This window comes from Bacillus cereus group sp. MYBK15-3 (genome assembly GCF_051916765.1).
GTDB lineage: Bacteria > Bacillota > Bacilli > Bacillales > Bacillaceae_G > Bacillus_A > Bacillus_A cereus.
In genome coordinates, this window is the sequence record NZ_JBQAHG010000003.1 from 586,541 (window position 1) to 605,012 (window position 18,472).

The window sequence follows — 18,472 nt, forward strand, 5'->3', positions numbered from 1 at the left end:
TAGGAGGAAGGCGCATTTAATTCTTTTTTCGAATGTTATTCATGTTTATCGTATTCCATCGAATGCGCTTGTTACCAAGTGATGTACATAGGAATCATCAAACTTATCACCGGTTACTAGCAACCGATAAAAAATTGGTCCGTAAATGAGATCGATGGATAATTCAATATCAAGGTTTTCTTTCAATTCTCCTCTTTGAATTCCCTTCTCTAGAAGTTGCTTTGCTTGCAGTCGACGGGGCTGGAAACATCGAGTGCGATATTCCTCTTCCAGTTTTAAGTCAACGTTTGATTTTCTCTTTGCAACCAGAAGTTCGTAGTCGCTTAAATGGATTATTCATGTCTATTTTCTTTTTGGGTGTTGCTGTTGGATCCTTTTTCGGAGGATGGAGTGTAGCATTGTGGATCGGAATCGCTTTTCCGACCATAGCGCTGCTTTATTTTGCCACAGAGAAATAGTTCAATAATCAAATTTAAACAGACCGGATTCGCTTGAATGCATATTCATTAATATGTCTGATTTTTATAGATTATTTGCGGTTATTTTGAAGTTTTTACATCACAACCAGATTTTTTGTCTCTATCGCTAAAAGAGGGCAAAACTCACCATATAAAATGTGTCCGAATTCCATTTAGACTATGAAAAAAGAGAGCTTGCGCTAGACAACAAGCCCTCTAAAAAATAACGTAATTGAGATATCTATATATTAACAGTTATTTTCTAACGATTCTATATGTCTTATGTTGAGAAATAAATTATAAGTGGCTTGATAACGCTAAAATGAATTATTGACATAATATTTCGACGATAATATAATAAATCTCGAATTCAAGATAACTTGTAAAGGATTGGTAATTATGAGAGCTTATCTTTAAAGTTATTTGTTATATTATCAAGGGAATTACAGCCAATCACTAAACGTATGAAAAGGATCTAAAAATTTATGGACTTAATGCAACTGAATTTGCAGTGCTTGAGCTACTATACAGTAAAGCTGATCGGCCTATAAAAAAATTGAGGACAAAATATTACTTGTAAGTTTTTGTATCACGTATGCATCAATTATTTCAGAAGGTATTGAATTGGTGACACTAATTTTTCCACAGCATAGAGAGGGGATTCGGCAAATATTTGGTAGTTTGGACTATATTGAGAAAAAATGATAAGTAAACAGTTGAAAAAGTTAGGATATTACGCACAGAAAGTGTAAGTTTTTAGATGTTATTTCTGTTTAGTAATATCCTAATTAAATATAAATTAAATAAATAGGAGGGAAAATTAATAAATAGTAGTAAATGTATTGTAGTACAAAATAAAGAAATTATGTAATTGCAATTAATATAGTAGGAAATAAAGTTGTTATGTTAACGTATACATATCGTCCTTTAAATTATAAATCTTTCATAAAGCGGAGAGTGGGTATCAAGAATGGAATTACGTCATTTAGAGTATTTTATTCAAGTTTGTAATAATAATAGTTTTACTAAAGCTGCGGAAGTTCTAGGTATTTCACAGCCGACTTTAAGTCAACAAATCCGTGTGTTAGAAGGTGAACTTGATACACCCTTGTTTCATCGAGTTGGAAGAGGTATCAAAATGACAGAAGCGGGTAAGCTGCTATTTGATAAAGGAAAATTTATCATGCAACAATTTGATGACGTTTATAATGAAATTTTTGAATTAAAGGGTGTAAAAAGAGGTGTAATTACTGTAGGAGGTTTATTAGAGGATCTCACTTATTTAACACCTTATATTATGAAGTTTCAACAACATTATCCCAACATCGTAGTAAAGATTATAGAATCTGAAGTTGCTGTAAATCAAATCGTTGACAAAAATATTGATTTCGGGATTACACGTAGTGCTCAAATTCCAGACACATTAACAAACACCCTTTTGTATAGTGAAGAGCTCGTCCTTGTCATTCCCAAAAATCATCCTTTGAATGAAAAATCATTTGTTTCTTTTCGAGAATTAGTAGGGCTGAGTAGAATAATGGTTTCATGTAGTTGTCGTGAATCTATTAAAATATATTGTGAGAGTTTAGGGTTATCTTTATCTGAAGCAAATATAGAAACAAAATCTTCTATTTCTCTATTGAGCCTTGTATACAATGGACATGGGGTTGCCATAATACCTCTTTCACTGGTTAACTTTGTTAATAATGATACTTTGAGCATAGTTCGTATTACTGACCCAACACCAAGCCAAGATATTAATCTTATTCACTTTGATGATAAATTTTTAAGTTTTGCAGCACGTATCTTTATGCAGAAGTTAAATGATTCGCAAAAAGTATCAGTGTAATAGAAATAATAATGATTCTAGTGTGAAATTTGAAAAAATCTATAAGTCTTAAGATAAAGCAAATATTAAAGTCAAAGGGTAGTGGCTTTATATGTGTGGTGTGATCGATTTTTGACTTTTACTTAAGGGAAAGGGGTAGGCTTTGCAAGGAGAGAAGGATGTAAAAAACAAATCAAGTTTAAGCTATCAACTCTTTGGTCCTATTGAATAGTAATAAATTCCAATAGGGATATACAATGCTATTTCGAATCTACATACCCTTATTGCAGAAAGAAAACCACCGGCATTATACCGGTGGTTTTGACTTAGAAAGCAAAGCAAGTACAACCGATACCCCATGTAGTTCCATCTTTTCCTATTACGGTATGAGTGTGTTGATGGAGAGGGTTACTGCAACTATGTAACTTGTTATCATAGGAATCGTGAGAAAGTATAGTGTTGGCTAGGTTAGCACCACCATACCCATAAACTCCCGTCGGTGACCAATCAGGTGATGCTGGCGGCAATTCAGGTGATAAATTTTTAAATTCATCATTTCCATACACAACCTGTCCACCCATAATGGTGAGTAATGATTCAAGGTTTTTGATTTCTTCTTCTGGCACAGTAAAGTAGTCAGCAGACAATACAGCAAGATCAGCAAACTGACCTACTGCCAGGGTTCCCTTTTTACCTTCATCACCAGAGAACCACGCACTTCCTTTTGAATATAATTCCAGGGCTACTTTTCTATCAAGTTTATTTTTTTCATCGTATATAGAAAGCCCACCAATGGTTTTTCCGGCAACCATCCAGTAAAGAGCAACCCAAGGGTTATAGCTGGAAACCCTGGTTGCATCACTACCGGCGCCAACAGGTATACCAAGGTCTAACATACGATAAATCGGAGGAGTACGCTTTGCAGCTTCCTTTCCGTATAAATCAACAAAGTATTCACCTTGAAAAGCCATGCGGTCTTGGATGGCAATACCGCCATTTAAAGCCTTAACACGTTCCATGCTACGATCTGAGATTGTTTCTGCATGATCAAACCACCATCGTAGACCATTAAAAGGAATTTCACTGTTAACTTCCTCGAATACATTTAAGAAACGTGTGATTGACTCATCATAAGTTGCATGTAAACGGAAGGGCCAACGGTTTTCCACCAATAGAGAAATTACTTTCTTTAAGTCAGCTTCCATCATCGTAGCTAGTTCAGGCCGTGGCATTTGAAATTTTTCAAAATCGGCTGCTGAGAATACTAACATCTCTCCGGCACCATTCATTTTATACTTATCAGTTCCTTGACCTGGAGAAACAATTTTTGCCCATGAAGCAAAGTCTTCATATTCATGATTTGGATTCTGCGTAAATAGATTATAAGCAATACGCAAAGTTAATTGTTCCTTCTCGGCTAAATGTTCAACAACTTTGTAATCATCAGGATAATTTTGGAATCCACCACCTGCGTCAATAGCACTTGTAATACCTAATCTATTTAATTCGCGCATAAAATGGCGAGTTGAATTAATCTGGTCGTCAAAATTAAGTGCTGGTGCTTTACCCAAACTTGAATAAAGAATAGAAGCGTTAGGATTCGCAATTAAAAGGCCCGTTGGATTACCTCGTTTATCCCGCTCAATTAAGCAGCCTGGAGGGTCTGGTGTATCTTTTGTATATCCCAGTGCATGCAGCCCAGCACGATTTACAAGTGCTCTATCGTAAAGATGTAGCACAAATACAGGAGTGTCTTCAGAAACGGCATTAATTTCTTCCAAAGTTGGCAACCGTCTCTCTTTAAATTGAAATTCAGACCAACCTCCAACTACCCTTACCCACTGAGGAGCAGGTGTACGCCTTGCCTGTTCTTTGAGCATTTCTAGAGCAATAAAAAGTGATGGCACGCCTTCCCAACGTAATTCCATATTATAATGCAGACCACCACGAATAACGTGTATATGAGAGTCATTCAGGCCTGGAATAGCTCTCTTTCTTTTAAGGTCTATTTTCTTTGTTTTTTCCGTGGCACTATTAAGAAGCTCATCTCCACCTACTGCAGTGACTAAACCATCAGTTATGGCGATAGCAGATACCTCAGGCTGAGAAGGGTCAAGGGTAGTAATTTTTCCGTTATATAAGATCATATCCGGTAAATTCATGTTCACACCTCGTCTACTTTCTATTATTTTGTAACCATGGATGAAATAATTTACCGAAAATCGGCATGACTACCCATGATAGCAAGGACACTATACATACTGAAACAAAAAAGGCCGACATAATAGGATTCATATGTTTTATAATAGGTCCTATCACTTTAGGAACTAACATGCTAAGAGGCCATACACCCAAAAGGGTAACGATAGACATTTTCCATTTTGGCGGTGGAACTGGCGTTTTCGGAGTAACAAACCAATAAGCCAAACTACTTTCAGTTTTGTAACTTGGATTAGTAGCTTGAAATTGTTCTGCCGTTTTTAACAAATCCCGGCGAATGTCTGATTCTTGCCAAGCACGTAGATGCTCATACGTATCAAATCGAAAAATAACAGTATACTCTCTCGATTCGTTATTTGGAACTATTAGATTTACACCTAAATGCCCTGGGAATTTAGTAGCGGCAGCTTCGATTTCATGTCTCCATGTTTCAAACTGTTTTTCTTTACCTTGTTGAATTTCCCATGTAACAATCGTTGTTACTGGATCAGCAGCATCCATCGTGTTCCCTGTATAAGTCTCTTCGACAGCTACTCCTTCTTGTTTCATATTTTCCTGCTTGGAAGCGCGCCGTGCACCATAGTATATGCGTATTCTACTCCTTGACCATAAGCGCCAGTGTGCTCCTTTACAATTTCCATTACAGCATCATAAGTGTCTTTGTGTGCCCAGTCACGTTGGTATTCAAGTAAAACTTGAATTGCTGTCACTGGAATTGCACCAGCTTGTTCTACACGACGCATAGCAGCATTATGTGCTGTCAAACTAGTACCACCTGAAGCATCATCAACTGCATACACTTCATAGCCAGCTTTAATTGCTTCAAGCACAGGGAATGCAAGGCAAACTTCAGTCCAAAGTGCTGCAAATATTAATTTCTTTCTACCTGTTGCTTTAACTGCTTCAACAAATTTTGGATCTTCCCAAGAGTTCATTGAACTGCGTTCTATAATTTCATGGTTTGGGAATATATCAAGAATTTGTGGCCAAAAATAACCAGAAAAGCTACGTGTCTCAACTGTAGTAAGAATAGTAGGTACGTTAAAAGTTTTTGCTGATTTAGCAAGTAGCATAACGTTATTAATTAATGTTTGTCTATCAATACTTGCAACTCCAAAAGTCATTTGAGGTTGAAAATCAATTAAAATTAAGGCACTGTTCTCCGGATTTAACAATTCTAAATTACTCATAATAAAACGCTCCTTTTTTAATTGTTTAAAATCAAGTTTTTGAAAGTAATATATTTTCTATTGACTAAAGCTGTAATCATAAAAATAAAAGCTATGTTGTACTGTTTAATTTAAAATTTAGTGCCGATTTAATCGGCACTAAATTTATACTAGAAACTTTTTAAAAAGTGATAATACATTTATGCATTTTGTTTACTAAGATCGCGCTGAGCTCCCATATAGCTTCCAATTATATTTTGATAGCCTGGAAGATTGCTAGCAAGCAAATTGCCAAAACCTTCGACATCGTTGCGCCAATCGCGTTGTAATTCGCAAGCTACGCTAAACCAGTTCATAAGTTGCACACCACTATGTGCCATACGAGTATTGGCAGCATCTGCAACTTGTTTACTGAAAGTTCCTGAAGCATCAGTAACAGCAAATACTTCATATCCAGCTTTTATAGCGGACAGTGCCGGGAAAGCAACACAAACGTCCGTAACTACGCCTGCGATGATAAGTTGTTTTTTTCCAGTGTCTTCGATTGCTTTTACAAAATCATCATTATCCCATGCGTTAATTTGTCCAGGTCGAGCTATTTTTGGTGCATGAGGAAAGAGATCAACCAATTCTTGCATTAAAGGTCCATTAGGCCCGTTTTCAAAACTTGTTGTTAAAATAACTGGTAAATCAAAAAACTTAGCAGTATGAGCAAGAGCTAAAACATTGTTCTTGAATTCATCAACACCATAGTCACGTACTAGTCCAGACATAAGACCAGTTTGATGATCTACTAAAAGCACGACAGCATCATCTTTGTTAATACGAGAATAGAGATCAGTCATTATGTATTCCTCCTAAAAATTAAGTAATCGAAGAAAGTTTTATTATAAGTTTCTTCGTTTATAACTAAGCTGACCAATAATATTGGTTATAGTAGCATTCACAGAACATGAAGTGCTATACAAATTTATAGTATTTGAAAATCGAATAGTTAATCAATTCTAAATTATCTATAATTTGTATAGGTCGTAACTATAGTTGTTTTCACTATAAAATAGATTGGTTTTACCTATACATCCTATAGATAGAACAATATTGATAGTCACCTATTTTTGTTATTATAATTGAATATGAGGAATGTTCAGAAATTATATTGTGGTGAAAAAGGTATTAGAGGGGGAATTGTCCAAAAGGAGAAAATGAATGCATTGGGACAATAGAGTTTCATACTTAGAGTTCACAACATAAACGTGCATGAATAGGTTATGACATTCATCCGGATTATTGAAGAAAAGGATACATATTAGAATATTTTTTGGAGGTAGAAGCATGGCTAAAATTACTGTAGGAACCGAAAATCAAGAACCAATTGAGATATATTATGAGGATTATGGCACAGGAAAACCAGTTGTACTAATTCATGGTTGGCCGTTAAGTGGTCGATCTTGGGAATATCAAGTTCCCGCTCTTGTTGAGGCTGGATACAGAGTTATAACATATGATCGTCGAGGATTTGGAAAATCATCTCAGCCGTGGGAAGGGTATGAATATGATACCTTTACTTCTGATTTACATCAACTATTAGAACATTTAGAGCTTCAAAATGTCACACTTGTTGGTTTTTCTATGGGTGGAGGCGAAGTAGCCCGGTATATTAGTACGTATGGAACAGATCGTATTGAAAAGGCTGTTTTTGCTGGAGCAGTACCTCCATATTTATACAAATCAGAGGATCATCCTGAAGGGGCATTAGATGATGCAACAATTGAAGCGTTCAAAAGTGGTGTGATTAATGACCGCCTTGCATTTCTTGATGAATTTACTAAGGGATTTTTCGCAGCTGGTAATCGAACAGATTTAGTTAGTGAGCCATTCCGTTTATATAATTGGGATATTGCAGCCAGTGCATCACCTAAAGGAACACTTGATTGTATTACCGCCTTTAGTAAGACAGATTTTAGAAAAGACTTGGAGAAGTTTAATATACCTACTCTTATTATTCACGGTGATTCTGATGCAACTGTACCATATGAATATAGTGGGAAATTAACACATGAAGCAATTCCTAATTCTAAAGTAACGTTAATAAAGGGTGGTCCACATGGGCTAAATGCAACGCATGCCAAAGAATTTAATGAAGCACTCCTATCATTTTTAAAGGACTAATTACAACTATATAATTGTTAATTAATAAATTATAAACAAGTTAAAATAAAGCTTTATAAAAGATGCTCTTGGATAAATCCAGGAGCATCTTTTTAATGGTGATATTGAGATGTTAGGTTGATAAATCTCCATTAATTTTGGATTGAATACTCTTCTTAACAGCTAAAATATATTGATTAGAGTTTTTTAGATTTCTTAGAAGTATTGTTATATTACTATCAAGATAATATTTTGAATAATCCTCAAAATAAAGAAATGTTTTGTCAGAAAACAATAAAATCTTATTAATTTTTATAATTAGTTGAATTTTTATAGAAATAATTCTCTTAATATATTAAAATAACATCGTATTATGTCAGATTTTAATTAGGGGAGAGAAATTTTATGTTGAAAAAAATCATTCCAGTTGCTTTAGCATTAAGTACAGTTACTTTTACTAGTGTATTTGCTATGCCTTCAGCCCAAGCAAGTACAGAATCAAACCGCTACATAGATGTACAAATGCTCGGTATTAACGATTTTCATGGGCAACTAGACACTGTAAAAAAAATTAACAATAAAGATGCAGGGGGAATTGAGTACTTAGGGGCTTATTTACGTGATCGTGAAAAACAAAATCCGAATACATTAAAGGTACATGCTGGAGATGTTGTTGGAGCAAGTACTCCTGTTTCAGCATTATTACAAGACGAACCTACGATTGAATTTCTAAATGATTTGAAATTCGATGTTGGAACGATAGGGAATCATGAATTTGATGAAGGTGTTGAAGAAATGAACCGCCTTATTTATGGTGGATACCATGAGAAAACAGGAAATTTTAAAGGGGCAAAATTCCCATATGTTGCTGCAAATTTCTATAATAAATCCACCGGTCGTTTATTTTTACCACCATTCACTATAAAAAAGGTACAAGGAGTTCCTGTTGGATTTATCGGAGTCGTAACAACGGATGTTCCTAACCTTGTTATGCCTACTATGCTAAAGAATGTAGAAATTACAGATGAAGTTGAAGCTATTAACAAATCCGTAAAGCAATTAAAAAAACTAGGCGTTAAATCTATCGTTGTTCTTGCACATAACGGAGGTATAACAGATGGGAACGGCGTAACAAATGGTGATATCGTCCGATTAGCAAATGAGACTGATCCAGAAGTCGATGTTATTTTTGGTGGCCATAGCCACACTTATGTAAATGGAACTGTTAATAATAAACTTGTCGTACAAGCAAATTCATATGGTATGGCTTTTGCTGATGTTGATGTAAAGATTGATCGTAAAACACAAGATATTGTTGAGAAAAAAGCAGAAATTGTTACAACTTATCATGAAGGCATAGAGCCTGATAAAAAAATAAAGAAGAAGATGGAGAAATATCAAGCAAAAATCGCACCTCTTGTTAATGAAGTTGTAGGTAAGTCTATTGCGCCACTAGATCGCAAACTCAATACGGCTGGTGAATCTACTCTTGGAAATTTAGTTGCTGATGCCCAGCGTACAACAATGCAATCCCAAATTGCACTTATGAATCCTGGTGGTATTCGTAATGACTTAGATGCTGGTGATATTACATGGGGAGAGATATATGGTATTCAACCATTCGGAAATCAATTAATAAAAGTAAATTTAACAGGTCAAGACATTCGTGATATTTTAAATCAACAATGGCAAAAAGACATAACAAGAATGCTTCAAATTTCAGGGATCCAATACACTTGGGATGCGAACAAGCCCAATGGAGAAAAAGTAACAAGTATTCGCTTAACGAATGGAGAAGAAATTATTCCTTCTAAAACTTACAGCGTCGTTGCTAACGCATTTCTAGCTTCAGGGGGAGATGGATTTGTATCCTTTAAAAACGGTAAAGATGCTGAAACAGGACCAACTGATTTTGAAGCATTAGTAGATTATATAAAAAAATCAAAAGAACCAATTCAGTCTGTTATTGATGGAAGAATTCAAAAGATAAATTAGTTTTTTATTAATCTCAAAAACAACTAGATTACCTGTGCACTATACTCTTTAGTGTGCAGGTAATCTATTTTTTTGATTTGAAATAGTCTAACTGTGGCCAATGGGTATACAGTCTAGATGCAGAGTGCCGAAAAAAATGAAGTGAACAAAAAATAACCCCTAAATTAACTCTATGATAAAGAGACTACAAACAATCAAAATTTGGAACTTCATATTAACCATATATTAACTACGTTAATAATACATACTGAAATTGAATACTTTAGATAACATCATTTATAACGAATATCTGTACATTATAATGTTATGCAATGAGGAATTTACAATACAATGAATTGAAGCTTATTTAGCTTTATATTCGTATAAATGAATTAAGAATTTCTTAAGAACCTATTAAGAAATAAGTGAGTTTTAGGAACTAGAATAAATGTATCTTAACAGTAATAAGAAAATGAATGTTTTAAACGGAAGTTGGCAGAGTATGTTAAAAAGCTATAAGTAAATATTTCAGGAGGTTTTTTATGAAAAAGAAAATAATTATTGCAATTGTTGCTTCTGCTATAACAATGACTCATTTTGTAGGAAATACTTATGCAGATTCGAAAACAGAGGTTTCTGTTACAGCTCCCTATAATACAAATCAAATAACGAAATGGTTAGAAGCACATGCAAAGCCTTTAAAAACAACTAATCCAACTGCATCTCTTAATGATTTGAAACCACTTAAGGATATGGTAGGTTCAGCTTCAATTGTAGGTTTAGGTGAAGCTACGCATGGGGCTCATGAAGTTTTTACGATGAAACACCGCATTGTTAAGTATTTAGTATCTGAAAGGGGCTTTACCAATCTAGTTTTAGAAGAGGGATGGGACAGGGCCTTGGAACTTGATCGATATGTTCTTACTGGTAAGGGAAACCCAAGCCAACACCTAACACCTGTATTTAAGACGAAAGAAATGCTAGATTTACTTGATTGGATTCGGCAATATAATGCTAATCCAAAACATAAATCGAAAGTACGTGTCATCGGGATGGACATTCAATCAGTAAACGAAAATGTTTATAATAATATAATAGAATATATTAAAGCGAACAATTCAAAACTGTTGCCTAGAGTAGAAGAGAAGATAAAAGGGCTTATTCCTGTAACAAAGGATATGAATACTTTTGAAAGCCTTACGAAAGAAGAAAAAGAAAAGTATGTTTTAGATGCTAAACAAATTAGTGCTTTATTAGAGGAAAATAAAAGTCATTTAAATGGGAAATCTAAAGAGTTCGTATGGATAAAGCAAAATGCTCGTATTATTGAACAGTTTACTACAATGTTAGCGACACCTCCTGATAAACCAGCGGATTTTTATTTGAAACATGATATTGCAATGTATGAAAATGCGAAGTGGACTGAAGAACATTTAGGAAAAACCATTGTATGGGGACATAATGGACACGTTTCGAAAACAAATATGCTTTCTTTTATATACCCTAAAGTAGCAGGGCAGCATTTAGCAGAATATTACGGAAAACGGTACGTATCTATTGGAACGTCAGTTTATGAAGGACAATACAATGTGAAGAATAGCAATGGTGAATTTGGCCCCTATGGAACATTAAAATCGGATGATCCAAACAGTTATAACTACATTTTTGGACAGGTCAAAAAAGATCAATTTTTTATTGATTTACGTAAGGCGAACGGCGTGACAAAAACTTGGTTAAACGAACAACAGCCAATTTTCGCTGGAATAACTACCGAAGGGCCTGATATACCAAAAACTGTTGATATATCATTAGGTAAAGCGTTTGATATACTTGTTCAAATTCAAAAAGTGAGTCCATCTCAAGTACATCAATAAATTTAGAATCATGTGCCTTAATGACAAATTTCATATAACACAATGAAATTTGTTTTATATAGCAAGAAGAATAATCGCATTAGAAAAAATCAGCAGTTTAACCTGTTAAGAGTAAAACGAATCTTACAATATGTAAAGCGCAAAAACACTGAAGCGAAAAGCATTGGTGTTTTTTGCGCTTTCGGGCACAGATACTACTTCAGTCCTATTGTAGAAGTGATTTTGTATGTAAGGAATTTGTAAGGAATAGGTAAGAAAAAAGAGATTTTCATTGTGTAGGATAAAAATATAAGGAGGCATGAAGGGGGGAACAAGTACGGCCTACATATAAAACAAATAATCAGTAACAAGAGTGTTTTAAGGAAAAGAAGTAATTTCTATGGTTAATATGTATGTGGAAAAAGAGTGATTTAGAGATTGTTAGAACACAATGGTGTTTGTGAAAATAATGATTAGTACGTTGATTGCAAATTCAGTGTTGACTTTTATCATTGGGAGAGTTGATAGCTATGTGGTTAGTATATGAGACAGCTATCAGCCATCAATACAATTTAAATAGAAGAGAGGAATTCTTTATGAAAACACGCAGTAAAATTACATGTGCAAGTCTAGCACTTTTAATAGGTGGAAGTTCCCTGTTATACATAACACCAACATTAATTGTAAAAGCAGAACCTACGCAAAATGTATCTAGTTCGTTACAAACAAGTACGCAAAGCGATCGTACTTCCGTTAAGAAAGCAATGCGAGATGAACTGCAACTTGGATACCCAGGAATACTCGCTAAAATTTCTAAGGGGGGTAAAACTTGGAGTTATACAGCTGGGGTAGCGGATCTGAAAACTAAGAAACCAATGAAAGCAGATTTTCGCTTTCGCATTGGCAGTGTGACGAAAACGTTCATTGCAACAGTTCTACTTCAATTATCTGGAGAGAACCGTTTGAATCTAGACGACTCCATTGAAAAATGGTTACCTGGTGTTATTCAAGGAAATGGATATGATGGTAACCAGATTACGATCCGGCAAATATTGAATCATACAAGTGGTATTGCTGACTATATAAATTCAAAAGACTTTGATATTACGGATATAAAAAAATCGTATACGGCTGAAGAATTTGTAAAGATGGGGATTTCACTTCCCCCAGACTTTGCCCCAGGAAAGGGTTGGTCTTATTCAAATACAGGATATGTAATACTAGGAATCCTTATTGAAAAAGTAACAGGAAACAGCTATGCGGAAGAGGTTGAAAATCGGATTATTGAACCGCTTGATTTGTCAAATACATTTCTACCTGGTAATTCAAGCGTGATTCCAGGCACCAAGCATGCCCGTGGCTATTTGCAACTAGACGGAGCGAGTGAGCTAAAAGATGTTACTTATATTAACCCAGGTAGCTCGGATGGAGATGTGATTTCTACTGCTGACGACTTAAACAAATTCTTCTCTTGCTTACTAGGTGGCAAATTACTGAAGGAACAGCAGTTAAAACAAATGCTTACTACAGTTCCTACAAATAGAGAGGGAACCGGATATGGTCTTGGAATACTTGAAATTAAGCTTCCGAACGGTGTCTCGGTATGGGGACACAGGGGGGCCGTTCCAGGGTTTTCCACTTTTGCTGGTGGAACACTTGGAGGTAAACATACACTCGCTATCAATTCGAACAGTTTAAACCTTAATAACCCAGAAGTTTTTAAAAACATTTTACTTGCTGAATTTAGCAAGTAGGAAAAACGGATAAATTTTGTCATTTGTAATTTCTATCGGAATGGATTACCGCTTGAAAGAGTATAGAGGGATTAAGTATCTATAATTGTGTAGGAGCAGCATTTGCAAAATTAGAAATTGAACTAGATTCAACCATCAAAGATAATATTAGCGGGAAAAAATTGAGGGACATTAAGGATTTTGTGAAGAAGACTTCAAAAATAAACTGAAATCTAATAAACAACGTAAAAGCTAAAAGATTTTCACTGTGAGAACATCTCAAAATATTAAATTGATGGTAACTTAGTTGTAGCTCTTTAAACATACCTATATCAAAACCCAAATTTCTCAATTTAATGCTGAGAAATTTGGGTTTTTCTAAAGGAATCAATTTTTTAAAAAATTTTTAGAAATTTAAAGATAAAGTATTGTATACATGTAAGTATGATTAAAAATGCAAAGTTGTAAATGCTAAATTTAATTAAATACGCCTTACTCTCTTTAACATTGGCCTGAATGAATAGTTTATAGGAGATTACACTGGCTAAAGATGCGATAATTGTTCCAAGCCCTCCAATATTTACTCCTAGTAATAAAGCTTTCCAATCAGAAGTAAAGTTTGATAGAAGAATTGAAGTAGGAAAATTGCTAATCAATTGACTCAAAAATATGGAACTAAAGAAGACTGAAGTATCTCCTCTTAAATTAGCGCGAGCAAATGTCCCCAGTGCATCGGAATGGGAAATGTTTCCGATAAAAATAAAAAAACAGACAAAGGTTATTAGAAGAAAGTAATCGATCTTAAATAGTAAGTTTCTATCTAACGTAAATGCTGCTATCAGTGTGACTATTAGCGCAATGTAATAATTAATAACACCAAAAATAGATGCAATGATAGTAATAAGTATCAAAATCCAGACGGTAGCTTTTTTTCGATTTTTCACGGTAATAACAGGTAGTTCTATTTTCAAATCTGTTTTTTGAAGTTTTTGAGTAAATATAAATAACAAACTAATTCCAAGTACAGCTAAAAGCAGGATTGAACCTAAAAATGGGATGAGCTTAATTCCATAGTAAGAATATAGGTATAAATTTTGTGGGTTTCCCATAGGCATCAAGCTACTACCGATGTTTGCCGCAATTGTCTGCAGGATGATTGTATCCATCATGTTCATTTGTGTTTTTTTACTAATGACAAGTGTTATTGGTACAAAAGTGAGGAGAGCAACATCATTTGTTACAAACATGGAGCAAATAAAGCATAACAAAATTAGAATAATAGATATTGACCTGCTGTTATTGCATTTATTTAAAATCGCAACGGCAAGTTTGTCTAATATCTTTAGCTGTTCCAAGGCCTTAATGGCCACCATTAGATTAAATAAGCTAATTAACACTTCAAAGTTAATATATTCGATCTTTGGCGAATGTATTAAGCAGCTTACAATTGCTAGTATCAGTGAAATGGTAAGTACTAAATCCTTTTTTAAAAATTCGAATTTCATAAGGAGTCTTTTTTTATTTTGAACAAATACTATTTCTTTCACAATACACCACCTGTAATCTATGTTAGTAAATATACGTTTTTGGGATAACTCGATATTGCTAGAAAAGAGGATGACATAAGGTCCTAAATAAGAGTTTTGTAATGTTTCATCCCTTCAACAAAATCTTTTTTTCTTAGTGTCTTTCATGTTGTAAATATGTGCAATATAGACGAATCCAACTAGGGGGATTAATTGAGAAAACAAATGTTTTTTGTATGATACCATAAATAAATTAAATGTTTTATTTTTTAAATATTCTTATAATATCCCGTTGATTCTTGATTTCAAATACTTTATATGAACTTCTAAAAGAGAAAAAATATGCATGTTTTTATGAAGAAAATAGAGGCTTGTCAAAGGATAGATAGAACAAAATCTGCGACGTTTGGATACTGTATAAAATTCACAAAATCTCACTGTTTTTTTAGATGAAAAATCTTAAAATATTTTTTATTTTTATAAAAACCTGTACTTTTTCGTAACATTCTGTACTTTTAATTATAAATTAAAGACAAGCTTCTCTTAGTTAAAGATTGAAAGCGCTTTATAGATTTTTTGTGAAATTTTTACCTAGCCTATTTTTGAGATTAGTAGTAAGAAAGGAGATATTTCCATGTTCTTAAGAAAATTAACAAAAAACCAGTTAATCACTATAGATTATTATGATTTAAATGTAAATCACCGGTAAACGAAACAAACATAATAGTACAACAACATTAGTGGATAAGAATATTAGTTTTGCAGAAGGGGATAGAGCATCGTGTGTATAAATGGTAAGTTTTTAGAAAATTCAGTTTTGTGGTTGCGTGTTGCGATGTTTGTTTAAACAGGCCAATTCTATTAATATAGAAAATTTTTATCCTTGTTGTATTTGAATATGAATGAGGTATTTATGCCAAGGAATATAGGTGATTTTATATAGATTATAATAGATAAATTTTTGGTATGGAGTGATAATATGGAAAGATTTTTTGTAGAGTTAGTCGGATCAACAAATGATTTTTTATGGTCTAAATTGTTAATTATTATGCTTGTTATTTGCGGAATTTATTTTACATTTAAATTGAATTTTGTACAGTTTCGAATGTTAAAAGAGATGGTCCGTGTATTAATGGAGGGGAAAAGTGGTTCTAAAGATCAAATCTCTCCTTTTCAAGCGTTTTGTATTGGTATGGCAGCCCGCGTTGGAACAGGGAATATCACAGGAATTGCGATTGCAATTGCATTAGGTGGTCCTGGAGCTGTATTTTGGATGTGGATTATTTCTATTATTAGCTCGGCCTCCAGTTTTGTCGAAAGCACATTAGCACAGATATATAAAGTAAAAGATAAAACTGGTTTCCGCGGTGGTCCATCCTATTATATGGAAAAAGGGTTGAATAAACGTTGGATGGGAGTATTATTCTCTATTTTAATCACAATTACTTTTGGTCTTGTATTCAATTCAGTACAATCAAATACAGTTACAATTGCTTTTCAAAACTCATTTGGTACAGATCGTCTAACAGTTGGGATAATCATGGCTATTGCTTTCGCTGCGATTATTTTTGGTGGTGTACAACGTATTGCAAAAATGGCTGAATACAAGGTGGTATTTTTAGCAGTATTATACATTGGAGTTGCATTATTTGTTGTAGTTACCAACATATCAAAAATGCCGGAAGTTCTTTCTCTTATTGTTCAAAACGCATTTGGTTTTCAACAAATAGCAGGCGGTTCAATTGGTGCAGCACTTATGAATGGAGTTAAACGTGGTTTATTTTCAAATGAAGCTGGTATGGGAAGTGCACCAAACGTTGCCGCAACAGCAACAACAAGTCATCCGGTGAAACAAGGACTGATTCAAGCATTTGGTGTATTAACGGATACACTGATCATTTGTACTAGCACTGCCTTTATTATTTTGCTGTCTGATGCATATAAACAACCGGGGTTAAATGGTATTGCACTTACACAAGCAGCATTAAGTGAACACATAGGTCCTTGGGCATCGGGTTGTCTTGCTATCTTTGTTTTTTTATTTGGATTTGGTGCGTTAATTGGCAACTATTATTATGGTGAAACAAATATTCGCTTCTTACATACAAGTAAAGTGTGGTTAATGATATACAGAATAAGTGTGTTGGCTATGATTGTATTTGGTTCTGTTGCAAAGATTCAAATTGTATGGGATTTAGCGGACTTATTTATGGGCTTTATGGTTATTATTAATTTAATTGCTATTACCTTACTTTCAAAAGTAGCATTTGCGGCGTTACAAGATTATATAAACCAGAAAAAAGCTGGTAAAGATCCTATTTTTTATAAAGAAAACATTAAAGGGCTTGAAAATATTGAATGTTGGGATAGTTATGAGAAAACTTCAAAAAAGAAAAGTGTGTAATAAGAAGGATATTCAGACTGCAATATGTCTGAATATTTTTCTTGGTTCTAGTGCAAATATTATTGATTATAGTAAAGAAAAAATCATTCTATATAAAGTTAATAGTACGGGGGAATATGATTAAATGATAAAGGATTCTAGCGTTCAAGTTGAGGGTCAAGAAAAAGTTTGCTTAGATCAATGGGTAGCTCATTATCGAGCGTATGCAGCTAAGGGACGAAGCGCCAGTTATATTCCCGCTCTGGGGGAAATAAATGTATCGCAGTTAGGTATTTGTATAGTAAAGCCAGATGGAACAATGATAAAATCAGGAGATTGGGAGATACCTTTCACATTACAAAGTATATCAAAAGTAATCGGTTTTATAGCCGCTTGTTTAAGTCGCGGTATTTCTTATGTATTAGAACGAGTTGACGTAGAGCCAACTGGAGATGCCTTTAATTCAATTATTCGTTTAGAGATACATAAACCAGGAAAACCTTTTAATCCTATGATCAATGCTGGAGCGATTACGATAGCTTCACTTTTGCCAGGGACATCGGTGCAAGAAAAATTAGAATCTCTATACGTATTAATTGAAAAAATGATAGAGAAGCGTCCCGCTATTAATGAAATAGTATTTCAATCAGAATGGGAAACGGCTCATCGTAATAGAGCATTAGCATACTATTTAAAGGAGAATGGTTTTCTAGAATCAGATGTGGAGGAGACACTAGAGGTTTACCTAAAACAATGTTCGATTGAAATAAATACAGAAGATATTGCCTTAATAGGGCTTATACTAGCACATGATGGATATCATCCTATTCGCAAAGAACAGGTGCTCCCTAAAGAAGTAGCTAGGTTAACAAAAGCTTTAATGCTAACTTGTGGAATGTACAATGCTTCTGGAAAATTTGCTGCTTTCATTGGATTACCAGCTAAGAGTGGGGTATCCGGCGGAATTATGACACTTGTTCCCTCAAAATCTAGGAAGGATTTATCGTTCCAAGATGGATGTGGTATTGGTATTTACGGACCAGCCATTGATGAATATGGGAATAGTTTACCAGGAATTATGTTGTTAGAACATATTGCAAAAGAATGGGATTTAAGTATATTTTAAAAAGGAGCACAGATATTTTGGTGTTAGAGCGAGTCCAAAAGTGTTCAGACCTTA

The 18,472-nt window shown here is 34.2% G+C and carries 12 protein-coding genes and 4 pseudogenes; 10 read left to right on the forward strand and 6 right to left on the reverse strand.

What is annotated here, in order from left to right; translation table 11 throughout:
- Positions 1-45: 45 nt before the first annotated feature.
- A pseudogene (locus ACTFR8_RS17180) lies at positions 46-285 on the reverse strand (TetR-like C-terminal domain-containing protein); the annotation flags it as partial.
- Here ACTFR8_RS17180 and ACTFR8_RS17185 point away from each other — a divergent pair.
- From ACTFR8_RS17185 to ACTFR8_RS17195, 3 genes and pseudogenes are all read left to right on the forward strand, one after another.
- Positions 273-458 (forward strand): annotated as a pseudogene (locus ACTFR8_RS17185) (MFS transporter); the annotation flags it as partial. The pseudogenes ACTFR8_RS17180 and ACTFR8_RS17185 sit on opposite strands and share 13 nt — an antisense overlap.
- Positions 459-847: 389 nt before the next feature.
- Positions 848-1,210, forward strand: a pseudogene (locus ACTFR8_RS17190) (MarR family transcriptional regulator).
- Positions 1,211-1,428: 218 nt separating this feature from the next.
- Positions 1,429-2,307 carry a LysR family transcriptional regulator gene (locus tag ACTFR8_RS17195; protein WP_000423208.1) on the forward strand — a complete coding sequence of 293 codons (879 nt, stop codon included), beginning with the start codon at positions 1,429-1,431 and terminating at the stop codon, positions 2,305-2,307.
- A gap of 305 nt (positions 2,308-2,612) precedes the next feature.
- On the opposite strand, the gene ACTFR8_RS17200 is transcribed toward ACTFR8_RS17195, so the two are convergent.
- The 4 genes from ACTFR8_RS17200 to ycaC form a co-directional block, all read right to left on the reverse strand.
- On the reverse strand, positions 2,613-4,448 hold the full coding sequence (locus ACTFR8_RS17200) for an amidohydrolase (RefSeq protein ID WP_061139109.1): 1,836 nt from the start codon (positions 4,446-4,448) through the stop codon (positions 2,613-2,615).
- A 13-nt stretch (positions 4,449-4,461) separates the two neighbouring features.
- On the reverse strand, positions 4,462-5,055 hold the full coding sequence (locus ACTFR8_RS17205) for an antibiotic biosynthesis monooxygenase (RefSeq protein ID WP_000806847.1): 594 nt from the start codon (positions 5,053-5,055) through the stop codon (positions 4,462-4,464).
- On the reverse strand, positions 5,052-5,696 hold the full coding sequence (locus tag ACTFR8_RS17210; RefSeq protein WP_000067162.1) for a hydrolase: 645 nt from the start codon (positions 5,694-5,696) through the stop codon (positions 5,052-5,054). The genes ACTFR8_RS17205 and ACTFR8_RS17210 overlap by 4 nt, the downstream gene beginning before the upstream one ends.
- Before the next feature lie 179 nt (positions 5,697-5,875).
- Positions 5,876-6,520, reverse strand: a complete 645-nt coding sequence (gene ycaC, locus ACTFR8_RS17215) for an isochorismate family cysteine hydrolase YcaC (protein WP_000131210.1) — start codon at positions 6,518-6,520, stop codon at positions 5,876-5,878.
- Positions 6,521-7,007: 487 nt separating this feature from the next.
- Between ycaC and ACTFR8_RS17220 the strand changes: the two genes are divergently transcribed.
- The 5 genes and pseudogenes from ACTFR8_RS17220 to ACTFR8_RS17240 form a co-directional block, all read left to right on the forward strand.
- A complete protein-coding gene (locus ACTFR8_RS17220) occupies positions 7,008-7,844 on the forward strand; it encodes a bromoperoxidase (RefSeq protein ID WP_001074330.1) in 837 nt (278 codons plus the stop codon).
- 384 nt (positions 7,845-8,228) lie between these two features.
- Entirely contained in the window at positions 8,229-9,818 is a 1,590-nt protein-coding gene (locus tag ACTFR8_RS17225; RefSeq protein ID WP_000913792.1) for a bifunctional metallophosphatase/5'-nucleotidase, read from the forward strand.
- Positions 9,819-10,339: 521 nt separating this feature from the next.
- Positions 10,340-11,671, forward strand: coding sequence for an erythromycin esterase family protein (locus tag ACTFR8_RS17230; RefSeq protein ID WP_069605259.1), 1,332 nt, complete (start codon positions 10,340-10,342; stop codon positions 11,669-11,671).
- A 575-nt stretch (positions 11,672-12,246) separates the two neighbouring features.
- Positions 12,247-13,404: a serine hydrolase domain-containing protein gene (locus ACTFR8_RS17235; RefSeq protein ID WP_000857798.1), complete on the forward strand. Its 1,158-nt coding sequence runs from the start codon at positions 12,247-12,249 to the stop codon at positions 13,402-13,404.
- A gap of 110 nt (positions 13,405-13,514) precedes the next feature.
- Positions 13,515-13,613 (forward strand): annotated as a pseudogene (locus ACTFR8_RS17240) (cytochrome P450); the annotation flags it as partial.
- A gap of 165 nt (positions 13,614-13,778) precedes the next feature.
- On the opposite strand, the gene ACTFR8_RS17245 reads toward ACTFR8_RS17240, so the two are convergent.
- Positions 13,779-14,930, reverse strand: coding sequence for an anion transporter (locus ACTFR8_RS17245; RefSeq protein WP_000659286.1), 1,152 nt, complete (start codon positions 14,928-14,930; stop codon positions 13,779-13,781).
- A gap of 958 nt (positions 14,931-15,888) precedes the next feature.
- On the opposite strand from ACTFR8_RS17245, the gene ACTFR8_RS17250 reads away from it, so the two are divergent.
- Together ACTFR8_RS17250 and glsA are read left to right on the forward strand one after the other, a co-directional pair.
- Positions 15,889-17,313, forward strand: coding sequence for an alanine/glycine:cation symporter family protein (locus tag ACTFR8_RS17250; protein WP_000439290.1), 1,425 nt, complete (start codon positions 15,889-15,891; stop codon positions 17,311-17,313).
- Positions 17,314-17,437: 124 nt separating this feature from the next.
- Positions 17,438-18,418: a glutaminase GlsA gene (glsA, locus tag ACTFR8_RS17255; protein ID WP_000588648.1), complete on the forward strand. Its 981-nt coding sequence runs from the start codon at positions 17,438-17,440 to the stop codon at positions 18,416-18,418.
- Positions 18,419-18,472 lie beyond the last annotated feature (54 nt).